Origin of the sequence: Arthrospira sp. PCC 8006, assembly GCF_046480465.1 — a bacterium.
Classification (GTDB): Bacteria; Cyanobacteriota; Cyanobacteriia; order Cyanobacteriales; family Microcoleaceae; genus Limnospira; species Limnospira platensis.
This window is the reverse complement of sequence record NZ_PKGG01000130.1, coordinates 1-14,870: the sequence shown is the minus strand read 5'-3', so window position 1 is coordinate 14,870 and position 14,870 is coordinate 1. Positions and strand designations below refer to the sequence as shown.

At 46.0% G+C, this 14,870-nt stretch carries 17 protein-coding genes and 1 pseudogene; 9 read left to right on the top strand and 9 right to left on the bottom strand.

What is annotated here, in order from left to right:
* The coding region (locus tag B9T16_RS17640; protein ID WP_410245373.1) for a hypothetical protein at positions 1–846 on the bottom strand (846 nt) is incomplete at its 3' end.
* A gap of 33 nt (positions 847–879) precedes the next feature.
* Between B9T16_RS17640 and B9T16_RS17635 the strand changes: the two genes are divergently transcribed.
* Positions 880–1,479 (top strand): DUF721 domain-containing protein, encoded by a 600-nt coding sequence (locus tag B9T16_RS17635; protein WP_014277268.1) that lies wholly within the window; start codon positions 880–882, stop codon positions 1,477–1,479.
* A gap of 255 nt (positions 1,480–1,734) precedes the next feature.
* Complete coding sequence (locus B9T16_RS17630) at positions 1,735–2,016, top strand: hypothetical protein (RefSeq protein WP_014277269.1); 282 nt, start codon at positions 1,735–1,737, stop codon at positions 2,014–2,016.
* 29 nt (positions 2,017–2,045) lie between these two features.
* Here the strand turns inward: B9T16_RS17630 and menB are convergent, their stop codons facing one another.
* Positions 2,046–2,879 (bottom strand): 1,4-dihydroxy-2-naphthoyl-CoA synthase, encoded by an 834-nt coding sequence (gene menB, locus B9T16_RS17625; protein ID WP_006618968.1) that lies wholly within the window; start codon positions 2,877–2,879, stop codon positions 2,046–2,048.
* Positions 2,880–2,966: 87 nt separating this feature from the next.
* Positions 2,967–3,992, bottom strand: a complete 1,026-nt coding sequence (purM, locus tag B9T16_RS17620) for a phosphoribosylformylglycinamidine cyclo-ligase (protein ID WP_006618967.1) — start codon at positions 3,990–3,992, stop codon at positions 2,967–2,969.
* Positions 3,993–4,342: 350 nt separating this feature from the next.
* Between purM and B9T16_RS17615 the strand changes: the two genes are divergently transcribed.
* From B9T16_RS17615 to B9T16_RS17590, 6 genes are all read left to right on the top strand, one after another.
* Complete coding sequence (locus B9T16_RS17615) at positions 4,343–5,290, top strand: septal ring lytic transglycosylase RlpA family protein (protein ID WP_006618966.1); 948 nt, start codon at positions 4,343–4,345, stop codon at positions 5,288–5,290.
* Between the two features lie 78 nt (positions 5,291–5,368).
* A complete protein-coding gene (locus B9T16_RS17610) occupies positions 5,369–6,943 on the top strand; it encodes a bifunctional pantoate--beta-alanine ligase/(d)CMP kinase (protein WP_315669930.1) in 1,575 nt (524 codons plus the stop codon).
* Between the two features lie 178 nt (positions 6,944–7,121).
* Positions 7,122–8,177 (top strand): polysaccharide deacetylase family protein, encoded by a 1,056-nt coding sequence (locus tag B9T16_RS17605; RefSeq protein WP_006618964.1) that lies wholly within the window; start codon positions 7,122–7,124, stop codon positions 8,175–8,177.
* A 41-nt stretch (positions 8,178–8,218) separates the two neighbouring features.
* Positions 8,219–8,680, top strand: a complete 462-nt coding sequence (locus tag B9T16_RS17600; RefSeq protein ID WP_014277270.1) for a molybdenum cofactor biosynthesis protein MoaE — start codon at positions 8,219–8,221, stop codon at positions 8,678–8,680.
* 82 nt (positions 8,681–8,762) lie between these two features.
* On the top strand, positions 8,763–9,419 hold the full coding sequence (locus B9T16_RS17595) for a sigma-70 family RNA polymerase sigma factor (RefSeq protein ID WP_006618962.1): 657 nt from the start codon (positions 8,763–8,765) through the stop codon (positions 9,417–9,419).
* A gap of 163 nt (positions 9,420–9,582) precedes the next feature.
* A complete protein-coding gene (locus B9T16_RS17590) occupies positions 9,583–10,125 on the top strand; it encodes an anti-sigma factor family protein (RefSeq protein ID WP_006618961.1) in 543 nt (180 codons plus the stop codon).
* A gap of 1 nt (position 10,126) precedes the next feature.
* Here the strand turns inward: B9T16_RS17590 and B9T16_RS17585 are convergent, their stop codons facing one another.
* Positions 10,127–10,567 (bottom strand): gamma-glutamylcyclotransferase, encoded by a 441-nt coding sequence (locus tag B9T16_RS17585; RefSeq protein WP_006618960.1) that lies wholly within the window; start codon positions 10,565–10,567, stop codon positions 10,127–10,129.
* A gap of 132 nt (positions 10,568–10,699) precedes the next feature.
* Here B9T16_RS17585 and B9T16_RS17580 point away from each other — a divergent pair, with 132 nt between their 5' ends.
* Positions 10,700–11,299, top strand: a complete 600-nt coding sequence (locus B9T16_RS17580) for a hypothetical protein (protein ID WP_006618959.1) — start codon at positions 10,700–10,702, stop codon at positions 11,297–11,299.
* Positions 11,300–11,383: 84 nt separating this feature from the next.
* Here the strand turns inward: B9T16_RS17580 and B9T16_RS17575 are convergent, their stop codons facing one another.
* From B9T16_RS17575 to B9T16_RS17555, 5 genes and pseudogenes are all read right to left on the bottom strand, one after another.
* Entirely contained in the window at positions 11,384–11,800 is a 417-nt protein-coding gene (locus tag B9T16_RS17575) for a hypothetical protein (RefSeq protein ID WP_006618958.1), read from the bottom strand.
* Positions 11,801–11,844: 44 nt separating this feature from the next.
* Complete coding sequence (gene bchM, locus B9T16_RS17570; RefSeq protein ID WP_410245372.1) at positions 11,845–12,534, bottom strand: magnesium protoporphyrin IX methyltransferase; 690 nt, start codon at positions 12,532–12,534, stop codon at positions 11,845–11,847.
* A 53-nt stretch (positions 12,535–12,587) separates the two neighbouring features.
* Complete coding sequence (locus B9T16_RS17565) at positions 12,588–12,812, bottom strand: PspC domain-containing protein (RefSeq protein ID WP_006618956.1); 225 nt, start codon at positions 12,810–12,812, stop codon at positions 12,588–12,590.
* 85 nt (positions 12,813–12,897) lie between these two features.
* On the bottom strand, positions 12,898–14,124 hold the full coding sequence (locus B9T16_RS17560) for an NAD(P)/FAD-dependent oxidoreductase (protein WP_410245371.1): 1,227 nt from the start codon (positions 14,122–14,124) through the stop codon (positions 12,898–12,900).
* A gap of 89 nt (positions 14,125–14,213) precedes the next feature.
* Positions 14,214–14,870, bottom strand: a pseudogene (locus B9T16_RS17555) (hypothetical protein); the annotation flags it as partial.

Genomic DNA, 14,870 nt, shown 5'->3' with positions numbered 1-14,870 from the left:
TAAAAGTTCCTGGGATAAGTTATTAAGTCCGGGACCAGTAGGAATGACTACGGAGGGAGATGGAGCGGGAGGAACTGTTGCGCCGCCATCTATTGGAGTTCCTTGGGGTGCAGTGGTAGGGAGGTTGGGATTAGGATTGATGGTACTGAGGGTATTAAGATCTAGCTCAACAAATTCCTGGGTAGCCAGGTTAGGAGATGTGGGTTCTACTGTGTTGGTATCTATTGGCTCAGAAGTAGGAGTCTGTGAATCCCTAAATAGGCGATTGAAGCCTAGTATTTGCAAGCCGGCACCACCTGTGACGACATAGCCTAAAATGGCACTAGAAATAAACAGCAGCAGCATAGAGACCATCCCCAAGGGGGTAAATAATCTCTTAGTCCAACTTTTACTTTGTCGCTGTTTTCTATATTCGGCACGTTTTTCGATGCTGCTAATCAGTTTTTCGGTGGATTCTAGGTAGCCTAGGGGTGAGGTGGCGCTTGAGGTTTCGGCGGCAGAACCATTACCGTTGGCTGTTGTCTGGTTTTGGTTGTGGGGAACAATGGGAGCCGGCTCTGGTAATAGGACTGATTCCCACCCGGTGGGGGGGCGCTGTGGTTCTGTTTGGGTAGGGGGTAATTCTGGAGTTATTGCGTTAGGAGCGATCGCCCCTGGAAATGATGGCGATTGGCTATTGGATGACTCCCTAGGCTGTTGATTATCGGATTGAGATTGCCGTCTATATCGGCGATAGCGGGTTAGTTCCTGCTCTAGTTTTACGTCTAGGCTTTCCAAAACCGATTGGAGGACTGGTTGTAGTTGGGGGGGGGAGGAGGTAGCTTGAATTTGAGAAGATTGGCTCATAACAAAATTCCTGGAAAATGGGGTTGATTTTAATTGAACTTTGAATCCATTGATCAGATTATAAGTACCTTTGCTGACCGGATTTTAACGCCGGAACAACAGCAGTTTCAGCTAGTGGTTAGCCATTGGCCTGATGTGGTCGGAAAATCAGCACAGGCTCATACTCGACCCATAACGATTTACCGAAATATTTTGCAGGTGGCTACTTCTAGCGCTGCTTGGACTCAGGAGCTGACTTTCCAGCGTAAGCAAATTGTCCGACACCTAAATCAGTGGCTGTGTGATCCTTTGCATGATATCAAGTTTTCCACGGCTCAGTGGTCTCATGGGTCTTCTCTTTTGGCGGCGGGTGCTTTGACGGAAACGACAGATATTAACCAACATCCCAGCACTATCCCTGTTAAGGGAGAATTTGGGACTATTGATCAGGTTATATCTGAGGATGTGGCTGCACCGAAAACGCCGATCGCTGCTTGGGAAATTTGGGCTAGTAAAATCCAAAGGCGATCGCAACATTGGCCCCTATGTCCTCAATGTCACTCCCCCACCCCTCCCGGTGAACTAGAACGCTGGTCTGTTTGCCACATTTGCTTTGCCGAACTCCTGACACCTGATAAATGCCAAGACAAATAGGGGACTCAATCAATTAGCGTTGATCCCCAATTAGTTTTGATTACTTTAGACTTGATCCCCGATGCTTTACATTTCTTTAACAAACTAGCTAAGTTTGTATCTATATATGAAGAGAATATAAAACAATTATAAAATTTCCTGAACGATAAAAACGGATTCTAAGGCATACTGGATAAGGGATGACGGATTCTAGGCAGGGATCAAGGATATACGAGAATATAGGTATTGGATCATTCTTTAGCGAGGAAGCCTGCTATGGGAGCTTCAAACCTGTTAACGTCTGCTTGTCGTTGTTGTCAACACTACACTCCTGAGGGGAGACGTGGCGGGCTATGCCATCAACTCCACGTTCCGGTCCAGGGCAGTTGGAAAGCGTGTCCCCTAGCACTTCCCGTCTTTGCACCTTCTTGGGAAACGGTGGATACAGTAATTCATCTGAATCAAACTCTCCCGACCCTACGAGAAGCAATGGTGGGAGACTTCCCAAATATAACTGCAACTCACCCAGAATTAGAAGCTTCAAGGGTTCAACCCTGAGAAGCGATCGCTGTTTAGCGCGAAGGCGGTCAAGGAAGCCAGGGATACTGACGAAAATCTGGTTTTCGTTTTTCCAAAAAAGCCTGTTTTCCCTCTGCCCCTTCCTCGGTCATATAATACAACAAAGTGGCATTCCCTGCCAACTCCTGTAACCCCGCCTGACCATCACAGTCAGCATTGAAAGCGGATTTCAAACAGCGAATAGCGATCGGGCTTTTTTCCAGAATCTCCAACGCCCATGTTATCCCTTCAGTCTCAAGCTGATCAACGGGAACGACACAGTTAACTAAACCCATATCTAAGGCTTGTTGGGAATTATACTGCCGACAGAGGAACCAAATTTCCCGTGCCTTTTTCTGACCGACAACACGAGCCATATAACTGGCTCCAAAGCCGCCGTCAAAACTGCCAACTTTTGGCCCAGTTTGACCAAAAATGGCGTTATCAGCGGCTATAGTTAAATCACAAATGAGATGGAGAACATGACCACCGCCGATCGCATAACCTGCTACCAGGGCGATCACAACTTTAGGCATTGATCTAATTAGGCGTTGAAGATCGAGAACGTTGAGACGGGGGACACCGATATCATCAATATAACCAGCTTCACCGCGCACACTCTGATCGCCGCCGGAACAAAAGGCATATTTGCCATCTGTATGGGGACCAGCCCCGGTAAACAGAACTACACCGATCGCCTGATCTTCTCTGGCATCTGTAAAAGCATCATACAGTTCAAATACGGTTTTCGGGCGAAAGGCATTACGCTTATCAGGGCGGTTAATGGTAATTTTGGCGATTCCGTCCGCCTTACAATAGAGAATATCTTGGTAAGTTTTAGCGGTCTGCCATTGAATGGACATTGCTTTGCTAAGGTCGCTTTGGTMTTTGAGCCTGAAATACTATTGTATCTCAAACGGGCTTTTTTTTAGCGAAAACTTATGCTGTTGCTAGTCCAAACCAATTAGTTGTCGATTTCCAGGGACGACCTCCCCGATTGTATAACTAGGGATATCCTGGGATTGAAAGAATGCGATCGCCTCTGAGGCGTGATCGGGTGGTACAAAAACGACAAAGCCAATACCCATATTAAAAGTTTCCCACATAGCACTTTGGGGAACATCTCCCAAGTCAGCTAACCAGGTAAAAATGGGGGGAACCGGCCAACTGTGGGGAGTGATGCGAATAGCAGCATTTTCAGGAAGAGATCGGGGCAAATTTTCCGGTAGTCCTCCGCCAGTAATATGAGCCATACCATGAATAGGTAAACCCTGAGCAATAGCATTAAGAATAGGTTTGACATAAATGCGGGTGGGAGTCAAACAGACCTGGCCAACAGTTTGACCATCAAATTGAGTAGGGCGGTGGTTCCAATCAATGTGGCGATCGGCGATAATCTTACGGACGAGACTAAAGCCATTACTGTGGAGACCACTACTGGCTAAAGCGATCGCCACATCTGCGATCTTAACCTGACTACCATCAAGTAACTGTTGCTTTTCGACAATACCGACACAAAAGCCAGCCACGTCATACTCACCTGGTTGATAGAAACCCGGCATTTCAGCGGTTTCTCCCCCCAATAAAGCACATCCAGCTTGTTGACAACCGGTAGCTATTCCGGTGACCACCTGGGTTAATTGTTCTGGTTCTAGTTTTCCGGTAGCCAGATAATCGAGAAAAAACAGAGGGGCTGCACCACAGGTCAAGACATCATTAACACACATAGCCACCAAATCAATACCGATAGTATCGTGGCGGTCAACAGCATGAGCGATCTTTAGCTTCGTACCGACACCATCAGTACCAGATACCAGGACGGGTTGACGGTAGCCTGTGGGTAACTCAAAGCACCCGCCAAAACCCCCTAAACCACCCAAGACTTCTGGGCGATAAGTTCCTTGTAGCAGATCGCGGATACGGTTAACAAAATCCCGACCCGCTACCACGTCAACACCAGCTTCTCGATAATCCATAATTGATTTTTGTTTTGTGTGTTCAGGCTTGGCCCCGTAACTCTCTGATAAGGCTTATAAGAAACTTTAATACTTTTTGCAACCACTGACTATTGGGTAAGTAGAAATTACCCCAAGTCTTGATGACCGGGAATTTGGGCCGGAACCAAACTGTCCAGTTTGTCAGTCCGACGGCAAACTATGCCCCCAGACTAGATCCCCAAATAGAAAAGTTCGTGCTAGTGTGTTGCAGTTCCTTCAACCCAAGCGAACAGGAAATTGAGTAGCGATGACTATGGGGGTGTAATAGCCTGCCATGTAGGGTCTAAGTCAATTTCAGTTCAAACGTGGTTGTTTCATATAGAAGATTTATGAACGCAAAACTTTGGAGTGGTCTAGTTTCTTTACTGGTTCTATCAGTTTGCGCGCCAGCTTATGCTGAAAGTGAATGCGATCGCCTTTTATGTCCAGAAAGTGATGGGAGAAGCCATGTTGAGCAATTAGCCCGGTCACAGGGGAATATCACCCAAATTGAAAGCCATGAATTAGACGAAAAACAAGCTGCAACCCTCTTCGTTCGTAATATCCCCGTCCTCACCTTTGTTCAAAACCCCTCAGAAACGACAGCCCGCCCCATCAACTATCAATCTGTCAATGTAGCTGAGAGTTCAACTGGTAATTTAATAGTGGCTTACCTCACACAAGCCAGCGATCCAGTCGCTAGAGCCAATAATGTCGCGGTCAAAATTAATCAGATCAGTCGAGACAATATTGATGCAGATACCATCAGAGTCCGATGGAATGATCAGGAAAAAAATTATGTGATCCAAGTAGGTGAGGAAAAATTAGTAGCCATTGATGGTAATACTATCCTCCCCGACAATACCCGTGATCTGGCTACAGATGCACTACAAGCTACTAACCGCCTGCGGAGACAGGTAGGTAATGCGCCACCCCTCAGCGAGATTGAAGGAAGACCAGAGCCAGAAGTGACTACAGTAGCTGTACGTTCGGTGGCTAATCGTCTCCAGGGTTGGGCTTCTTGGTATGGTCCTGGTTTTCATGGGAACCGCACGGCTAATGGTGAACGCTACAACCAAGATGCTATGACGGCGGCTCACCGTTATTTACCTTTTGGTACAGAAGTCCGTGTTACCAATCAGCATAACGGTCGTTCTGTGGTGGTGAGAATTAATGACCGAGGCCCATTTATCGGAGGTCGGATTATTGACTTGTCTGCTGGAGCTGCACAGGCGATCGGTATGATTAGCAGTGGGGTGGCTCCGGTAACAGTGGAGGTGATCACGCCAGCTAATTAAGGTCGATGGTGCTGTTCCCTATACAATGAAGGGAATGATTGATACTAGGGTGCAATTATTGCGCCCAAAACTACTTTTATGCGCCTGTTTACAACTGTTGCGGCTTGGCGATCGTATTCCCAAGCCTGCCATAATCGGCAAATAGGTTTAGTCCCCACTATGGGGGGTTTACATTCAGGACATTTGAGCTTAATTCGTCAGGCTCGTAATGGATCTGATGTGGTGGTGGTTAGCATCTTTGTTAACCCCCTACAATTTGGACCTAGGGAAGATTTCCAAAAGTACCCCCGTAATTTGGAGGCGGATTTAGCACTGTGTCGGGAAAATGGGGCTGATGTGGTATTTGCTCCGTCGGTTGAGGAGATTTATGGCTCTGAGGAGACGGGAAACACAGAAACTGGCTTATCTCAACAAACTTGTGTGATTGTCCCTGACTCGCTCACGTCCCGTTTGTGTGGCGCATCCCGTCCTGGACATTTTCAGGGGGTGACAACTATTGTGGCTAAATTGTTTAATTTGATTCAGCCGAACCGCGCCTATTTTGGCCAGAAAGATGCTCAACAAGTGGCGGTCATTAGGCGCATGGTGGCGGATTTGAATTGGCCGATTGAGATGGTGGCCTGTCCGATTATTCGAGAGGCTTCGGGACTGGCTTATAGTTCCCGTAATCAGTATTTGACACGGGAACAGAAACAGCAAGCTACAGTTTTATATAAGGCTTTACAGGCGGCGAGACGGCGCTACGGTGAGGGAGTGCGATCGCGATTAGGTCTGTTACAGGCGGCGCAAGAAATTCTGGCGAGAGTGCCGGCGGTGAAGCTAGAATATTTGGAACTGGTTGCGCCGGATACTTTAGTTCCTATGGAAACTGTTGAGGAAATAGGACTTTTGGCGATCGCCGCATCGGTGGGAAATACTCGTTTAATTGATAATATCATGCTCAATACTCGCCAGCCTATTGTGGCGATAGATGGCCCGGCCGGAGCGGGGAAGTCTACTGTTACCCGTCATATTGCACAACTGTTAAATTTGATGTACCTTGATACGGGAGCAATGTATCGCGCTATTACCTGGAAGGTGCTTGAGTCTCAAATATCTGTGGATGATGAACCGGCGATCGCTGAGTTGGTTAGTGGTTCACGGATTGAGTTGATTCCTGATCAAGATCAAATTAGGGTTTTGATAGATGGGTCTGATGTGACTGAGGCGATCCGTACCCAGGAAGTTACCCGCAATGTATCGGCGATCGCGGCTCAGGTAGCAGTCCGTCGTGGTCTTGTTAAACAACAACAGCAGTTAGGTCGTCGGGGCGGTTTGGTGGCGGAAGGACGCGATATTGGCACTCATGTTTTCCCCGATGCTGAGTTGAAAATTTTTCTGACTGCTTCTGTGGAAGAACGAGCCAAGCGTCGCTATCTGGAATTACAACAGAAGGGTGATTTAAATACCAGTTTAGAAGAGATTAAACGGGATATCATCCGACGGGATGAATTAGATAGTAACCGAACTATTGCTCCACTGCGAAAGGCGGTTGATGCGATCGAACTTAGTACCGATGGACTCAGTATTGAGCAAGTTACTAATGAAATTGTTAGATTATATAAAGAACATCTGAAAAATCATGATGCTCTTGACCCTAGGTTAGGGGTTTAAAGGAAAGCTAGGATAGAGATACTGTCTCAGTTCTTGAACTTATCTAAATTCCGGTGAATTAGCTGGGATTAGGTAGGGTAAGCTGTCCTCATCTAGGGTAATTGTATATCAATTGCCCCAATAATAACTAGCTAGTAAAAATCAACATAAAATTTAATTGGTGTGAAGGAGATATGACGTGGTTCAGCCTTACTACAGAGTATATCGCCGCCAACAAAGAGTTTTAACTCTAGCAATATTGGCAGCATTAAGTAGTTTTGTTATGGGTGTAGCTTTACCTTGGACTTTACATATAGACCGCCAAGCGAAAGTTACATATCAGCCTCCAATAAGCCAACAAGTAGTGGCTCAGAGACAGACACAAAGGGAGGTAGAAACCTCTAATAATCCCACAGAACAACCTTCCCCAAATGTAGGAATTCCATCGATAAAACTGGCTATAACTCAAAGGTTACAATCAACACAACAAGCCTTGAGGGAGTTACAAGATGAACGCTTTAATTTTTCGGTTCCTCAACGATTTCAAGGAACTACTATAAAAGAGGTGAATTTGCCACCAGACCGGAAAGTGATTGCTCTGACTTTTGATGATGGTCCTTGGCCGCGAACGACGGAACAGGTTTTAGATATTCTCAGAAGAAATAATATTAAGGCGACGTTTTTCTTGATTGGGGCGGCTTTGAATAATAACAAGGAGATTGCGAAAAAAGTAGCAGATGAAGGTCATGCGTTAGCTAATCATACCTGGAACCACCGTTATCATAAGGTAAGTCAGGCGGAAGCGGCGAAGGAGATTAATAGTACGGGGGATTTAATTGAGGAGGTGACGGGGACTAAAACGGCTCTATTTCGACCGCCAGGGGGGGTAATGACTAATGGTTTGGTTCAGTATGTTCATAGCCAAAATCACGCTAATATTATGTGGTCTGTGGACTCAGCAGATTGGCGATCGGGTAGGGATGCGATCGCTCGTAATGTTTTAACTCAAGCGAAATCGGGTGGTATTGTGCTGATGCACGATGGAGGTGGGAACCGTGCGCCTACAGTAGCGGCTCTTCCGAGAATTATTGCGGAGTTGAAAAGGCAGGGTTATGAGTTTGTAACAGTGCCAGAACTGTTGGAAATGGCGGATGAGTACATGAGTGATGAAGATATCGCCAGCCAGGAACAAAGGGCTAGAGAAATGTCAGAAAGGGATGAAATGCCGATGTATGAATCCCCTTTACCTTATTAAATATCCTGATGAATATTGCCGAAGATGGAAATAATTAAACAATGAACCTGTATTCTTTACCAACTCAGTCAGATTTTGCGATTTCCCTAGCGCCGTTGTCCTTGGAAGATGTTTATAATCTGGTGGACGATCCGGCCAATGGTGCGATCGTGGTAATGAGTGGCATGGTTCGCAATCAAACGGACGGCAAACCGGTTAAGTCCTTGGAATATCAAGCCTATCAGCCCATGGCGCTGCGGGTGTTCCAGGAAATTGCCGAACAGATTAAAACTCAATGGCCTGATGTAACGCGGGTGGTCATACAGCACCGGATCGGACATCTACAAATTGGGGATCTTAGTGTATTGGTGGCGGTAGGTTGTCCTCACCGCCGAGAGGCTTTTGAGGCTTGCCAGTATGCCATTGATACCCTAAAGCATAACGCCCCGATTTGGAAAAAGGAACATTGGGTTGACGGATCTAGTAGTTGGGTTAGTATTGGCTTATGTGAAGCTACCTGCTAACCAGATGAACATTAGGAACTTAATCGGTTCATGCCGCGTCAAAGACCAACAGCCTGCCCCAATACGCAAATTTGAAACTATGATGAGTCAATTTGTACCCCTATCCTGGTCTTCCGGGTCGGCAACGACTCCCGAAGTGCAATTATCCCCTGAAAAGCTGTCGAACTATGATCTAGTTCTACGATGTCAGGAAGGGTTGCAGCCAGACCGTCTTGCCTTTACGGAACTATTACGCCGATATCAGTCCCATGTGGATAAGATTCTGTTTCACCTAGCGCCTGATTGGCAAGATAGGGCGGATTTAGCACAAGAAATATGGATTCGAGTTTACCGCAATATTAAGCGACTACAGGAACCGGCTAAGTTCCAAGGGTGGTTAAGCCGGATTGCGACTAATTTATTTTATGATGAACTGCGGAAACGGAAACGGGTGAGACCGGCTTTGTCTCTGGATGCTCCTCGCACTGTTGATGATGGCGAGATGGAATGGGAATTGCCGGCGGATCGTCCGGGTCCAGATGAGGATTTAGCGACTAGAGAGTTTTATGATCACCTACAAGAGGCGATCGCTGATTTGCCGGAGGTGTTCCGCACTACTATTGTGCTGCGGGAAATTCAAGGCCTAGCTTATGAGGAAATTGCGGAAATTACGGGAGTTTCTTTAGGAACTGTTAAGTCTCGTATTGCTAGGGCTCGTCAGCGGTTACAATCTCAACTACAACCTTATCTAAATGATTAGTTGAGATCATGACTAATTCCGTTTGGAGGGAATATAATAGGAAGTTAATGGTCAGAAACCGGCGGTCTGTTGATTTTTGTGGCTCTACATTTTCTCCCCGATTTAATTCAAAAAGGTTAGACCGTTGGTTTCGATTTTTGCTTGCGTTTTAGGGGGTGTCCCAATGAAGTCTAACCATGACGATCGCTTAGGTAATTTGAACCCGAATTGGCATCCTGAGTCCGAGGGAGAAGGGACTTGGGATGACCAAATGTATGAGCTACTGTCAGCCTATGTTGATGGTGAGGCGACACCGGCGGAACGCCGCCAGGTTCAGCAACGGTTGGATATTGATCGCCAATATAAGGCGGCTTATCTGCAAATGATGCAACTGCGATCGCGTTTGCACTCCATTCCGGAGCCGAAAAATAATGAATCGGCTCAACAGTTGGCGGGTGCTGTGTTCAACCAGGTTGAACGCCGGAATAATTTGATGGTGGTCAGTGGTGGGGGTGCGATCGCGGCTCTGTTTTTGGCGGTTTTAGCGAGTTGGGCTCCGACTGGTGGGGGTGGTACTCTCTTTGCTCAGTTGAACCGAGTTGAGTCGGAGCCACTACAAATTGCCCTCAATGAGCCTTTGCTACCTATTGTTAATCCAGAGGCGGTTAGTTTGACCATAGATCAACCGCTGATTGTGATTCCCAAGGGTCCGATAGCTCACCCCTAGGTTAATTATAGCTGGGTTTCCAGTCGCCACTGGGAATCAAGACTCCCTGGAAGGAGCTAACTACTTGGGGATACATGAAATAAGCCCAGGTCTCACGGAGGGGTTTTTGGTCTGGGGTGTAGGTGAGAATGCGGCGGCGTTGATATTGGTTTTGCTCCGGTGGGCGATCGCTTTGGTAGTCTTCGAGGCGATCAAGGTCGGCGAGAAGACTGGGGTCTGTGAAGGATAGGATAACTCCAGATACCCAGCGCGTCCCGGTGGTCATGGCGGGGTAGCCTAGGGAGAGGGAATATAATTCCCCTAGGGCGCACGCTGGTAATTCCTCTATGGTGCGTCCGAGACAGAAACGGTTGTAATTGAACTCGCCGGGTTTGAGACTCCCGTAGACAAATACATCGATCAGATCATTTATGCGATCGTTTTGGGTGACAGTGGGTTTCATCGCCTGCGAAAATTTTTGTTAAGATAATCACTAAATCTGGAATAGGTCTGAAAGCGTTATCAGTTATGTTGCATCCGCAACCTTTAATAGCTACAGCTATCCAGTTCAGTTCTTTATGTTCTATTATCGTTCATGGTTTTAGCCACTAGCATTATAGAAAATTTCCTACCGCATCCACTGCCCCTAGGTGCTTTTTTACCGGAATTAGGCCTCGACAGCATTTTCTCAACTCAGGGGGTAATGGTGATGCTACTGGCCGCTTATGCTGTCGCTATGTGGATGTTCCTGACTAGCGCCCCCAAGGTTCATACCATTATGGTCACTGACCTAAATATGGCCAGACAGTTTTATGAGGGGTTGCTAAATTTGCCTGTGGCTGATGTTCCCCTACATTACTACTATAATTATGAGCAAACTTTGGGGGCGACAGGCATCGATCCTTTGTACCTTTCCACTAACATATCGACTGCTAATAACCAAGATTTAGGGGCTTCTGATGGCTTGTGGTATCAGTTGATGAAAAATACACAACTTCATATTATCAGTGGTGCTAGTTATGGTCCGAAAAATCGCCATCGTCATGTTTGTTTTGATCGCGATTGTTTAGACCAAGTTTTGATGCGGGTACAAACCCAAGCCCTCAAGTTTAAAATCCGCAGCGAAAGACCTCTAAATTTTTTGGTGAAGGATTTGGATGGACGGGTGTTAGAGTTTTCTGAGGTGAAAAACTAGCCCGTAAATAGCCATAATGAACTGACAAGAGACAAGGTTTAACTTGTCTCTACGGTTTGTTTAAATGGGAAGATTTGGCAGTGATTAATCAATATCAAACAAATAATAATGTTCACCATCAATTAATTGTTGGGAATTGCCGTGATATTTGGAGACCGCCCGATCTAAAAATGCTTTAGCTTCCTGGGGGGATATATTGGCGGCTTTGGCTAGGCTAGAAACCGTGACTAAGCCTCTGTTATCTCGAATTAGGTGCAGAAATACCGATCGCTTATATCTTTGGCGGCGGTAGAGTTCCCTGCGTCTTTCGCGATACCATTCCCACATAAACCATCCCCCCATAAATAGGGGAATACTTCCCAAAATCAACCCCCCCGCTACTTTCCCCCAGGGATTATCTGATATGTTGGTGGGGCTAATTAATTCCGTAGCAGCGGATAACCAGAATATCAACCCCAGGGGAATCAAGAAACTGGCGACTATCAGCTTAAATATCTGCATGGTTTCATCCCCCTGACTKCCTTATTGAGGCTAAATTAATAATATCAACAGCGTATGGCTTCTAACAACCGTGAGAAATAAAAGCTGGTAGAAATCATCGATTCTCGGCTAACGGTAAAGCCGTTATCTGAGAGAATTTTGACGATATCTGCCTCCCGGTGTTGGTAGGCGCGGGTGGTTTTGCTGGGTCCGGGGAAAAATTCGCCAATTTTTTTAAGTATACTTAGGGCTAGAGTTTTGGGGGCGAAACTCAGAATGATCCGGGTTTCGGCGAGGGAACATAGATGAGAGATCATCTCTGCTGCTTGGTTTTGGGGATAGTGAATTAACACATCTAAGCAAATTACGGTGTGATAGCGACCTGTTAATTTTTCTAGGTCTTGCGCCATAAAGTTGATATTGCTGGCGCGGGTGATTAGTTGGTTTCTGGCGCGTTGGTTGGCTTCGGCGACCATTTTTTCGGAAATGTCGCTGGCGGAAACGATCGCCCCTGCGTCTCCCAAGGGTATGCTGAGGCTTCCGACTCCACAGCCTGCATCCCATACCATTAAGCCGCCTAGGTTTCCATCAGCTTGCAGCCATTCTAAGACGCGATCGACGGTTTGCTGGTGTCCGTCCCGGATATCCCGCTGTACCCGGTTGACTTCGCCGTTACCGTAAATTCTTTGCCAGCGATCGAAGCCTGTTGAATTAAAATACTGCCGAACAACGGTTTTATCGTCTGCCACACTCATGAAACTGCCTGCTGTGAAAAGGGTGTCCAATCCTCGATTCTAGCATTTAGGGGTTACAATTTGGAGGTTTTGCTATCCTCAAATTCCTCAATACGGGTTGGTTCCTTGGGTACTAACAGCCACAGTATGCCATAGATGATAATGCCGGGGGCGGCGGATAGGCCTAAAATAATAAAGGTGAGTCTCACTAGCAAGGGGTCAACATTGAAGTATTGGGCGACTCCTCCGGCTACTCCGGCGATTTGGCAATGTTCACGGCTGCGATATAATTTTTTCATGGGGTCCTCTCCTCTAATGGGCGATGGTTTTGGTTGACAGTGATTACTTCAATTTCTGATTGAACAATTCCCGATCTGATCATAATTAATTGGGGTTCGGAAAACCGCCCATCCCCTGTCCGGCTAACCATCCGGTTGTCCAGGCGTTTTGAAAATTGAAGCCTCCTGTCACGCCGTCAATATCAAGAATTTCTCCGGCGAAATATAGCCCCGGACACCGCCGACTTGCCATGGTCTTAAAGTCTATTTCTTTGAGGTTAACTCCGCCACAGGTGACGAATTCTTCTTTAAAGACTCCTTTACCAGTGATTTGATGACGACTGCGTTTTAATTCTTCGATGAGTTGATTTAAGTGTTTTTTAGATAGTTCTGCCCAAGGTCTTTGGGGGTTAATTCCTACTCGGATAATTAGATATTGCCAGAGGCGACGGGGTAAATTAATTGGACAGTGGGAAGATGGCGATCGCTTGCCAAATTCTGATTTAGTCTGCAGGATAATTTCTCGCAATTGGTCTATATTTAATTCTGGTAGCCAATCAATTATTAAGGGGGTTTTATAACGACATTCCTGCAAAAATCTTGCCCCCCAAGCTGATAATTTTAAGACGGCGGGTCCACTAATTCCCCAGTGAGTAATTAACAGGGGTCCGGTTTGGGTTAATGGGGTTCCGGTTAGTTGGAGGTTAACTGAATCTACGGATATTCCGGCTAATTCCTGCAAGGGTTTGTCGGCTATATTAAAGGTGAATAGGGAGGGCACTGGGGGGATGATAGTATGTCCTAATTTTTGGGCAAAATTATAGCCAGCGGGACTGCTTCCTGTGGCTATTAATAGGCGATCGCATTGGTAAACTTCCTGGGATTTTAAACATACTTGAAAGCCTCGATCAAGTTTAGTAATCCCCACAACCGCCGCCCCGGTTCTGACTGTGATTCCGGCATTTTTGGCGCTATTTAATAAGCAATTAACAATAGTTTCGGAATCATCAGTTATGGGGAACATTCGACCATCAGCTTCGGTTTTTAACTTAACTCCTCGGTGGTTAAACCAGTCTACAGTATGTTTCGCTTGAAACCTAGTAAAAGGTCCGCGCAAGGCTTTGTTACCCCTGGGATAGTTGCGAATAAACTCCACGGGGTCAAAACAGGCGTGGGTAACGTTACAGCGTCCGCCGCCAGAAATGCGAACTTTGGCTAGGGGAGTTTTTCCAGCTTCTAATAAGGTGACATGGGTTTTAGGGTAGGTTTCTTTACAGGCGATCGCCCCAAAAAAACCCGCCGCCCCACCACCAATTACAATGACTTCGATCATATCTTGTTTCTCAAAGTTTTATTGATAATTATACCCGATAAATACCCCAGATAAATGCTGAGTAAATATCAGGCACAATTCAGGAATACTTATCCCGCCAAATGTTCTAGCAGCAGGTCGTGGACAAAACGATATCTTCCCCCTACTCTTTGGAGAATTTGGCGATCGCAGGCTTGATTAAGAAACTCCACATAATTCCAGGGTATTACTTTTTTATCCAACAGAAACCAGCGCAGGCTATAGTGTTCGATTACAGGTACACCTCCTAAGCACAAACTAAACATTAAGGCTATGGCTATTCCCGGAATTATTGCTGATAATATGGTGATATATTCCCCGTTTATATACAGATATAACATCGATAAATTTATACCTATTGGGCAGGCCAGACAGAACATCATCAGGCTATTTTTGGCGGCTTGATTAATCGGCTGATTCGGATATTTGATATGAGTTATACCCATTTGAGTCAAGGGAAACAGCGCCACGATAATCAAGACAGCCATTAATCCATAAATCAACCCATAAATAAACTGCCCCATTATCCCAGCAATTAAGGCAGTAATTATGCCGCCTACCATAGCAAAAATTACCCCCTTCTTAATTTTAGACCAACCATAATTTAAGAAATGCGGGTTGAAATCATTAGCTAGTATGCCAGAAATTAACCCCATAAATACTGRTGAAAATACATCAAATAAAAAATGATTAATTGTACTAATAAAAATGCCGATTATTGCCCCAGC

Bases quoted from the DNA above. Each gene is read 5' to 3' on its own strand.
- B9T16_RS17565 (WP_006618956.1), bottom strand. From the start codon at position 12,812: ATGAAAAAATTATATCGCAGCCGTGAACATTGCCAAATCGCCGGAGTA.
- B9T16_RS17575 (WP_006618958.1), bottom strand. From the start codon at position 11,800: ATGCAGATATTTAAGCTGATAGTCGCCAGTTTCTTGATTCCCCTGGGG.
- menB (WP_006618968.1), bottom strand. From the start codon at position 2,879: ATGTCCATTCAATGGCAGACCGCTAAAACTTACCAAGATATTCTCTAT.
- B9T16_RS17600 (WP_014277270.1), top strand. From the start codon at position 8,219: ATGAACCTGTATTCTTTACCAACTCAGTCAGATTTTGCGATTTCCCTA.
- B9T16_RS17615 (WP_006618966.1), top strand. From the start codon at position 4,343: ATGAACGCAAAACTTTGGAGTGGTCTAGTTTCTTTACTGGTTCTATCA.
- purM (WP_006618967.1), bottom strand. From the start codon at position 3,992: ATGGATTATCGAGAAGCTGGTGTTGACGTGGTAGCGGGTCGGGATTTT.
- B9T16_RS17590 (WP_006618961.1), top strand. From the start codon at position 9,583: ATGAAGTCTAACCATGACGATCGCTTAGGTAATTTGAACCCGAATTGG.
- B9T16_RS17585 (WP_006618960.1), bottom strand. From the start codon at position 10,567: ATGAAACCCACTGTCACCCAAAACGATCGCATAAATGATCTGATCGAT.
- B9T16_RS17610 (WP_315669930.1), top strand. From the start codon at position 5,369: ATGCGCCTGTTTACAACTGTTGCGGCTTGGCGATCGTATTCCCAAGCC.
- B9T16_RS17630 (WP_014277269.1), top strand. From the start codon at position 1,735: ATGGGAGCTTCAAACCTGTTAACGTCTGCTTGTCGTTGTTGTCAACAC.
- B9T16_RS17560 (WP_410245371.1), bottom strand. From the start codon at position 14,124: ATGATCGAAGTCATTGTAATTGGTGGTGGGGCGGCGGGTTTTTTTGGG.
- B9T16_RS17595 (WP_006618962.1), top strand. From the start codon at position 8,763: ATGAGTCAATTTGTACCCCTATCCTGGTCTTCCGGGTCGGCAACGACT.
- B9T16_RS17580 (WP_006618959.1), top strand. From the start codon at position 10,700: ATGGTTTTAGCCACTAGCATTATAGAAAATTTCCTACCGCATCCACTG.
- bchM (WP_410245372.1), bottom strand. From the start codon at position 12,534: ATGAGTGTGGCAGACGATAAAACCGTTGTTCGGCAGTATTTTAATTCA.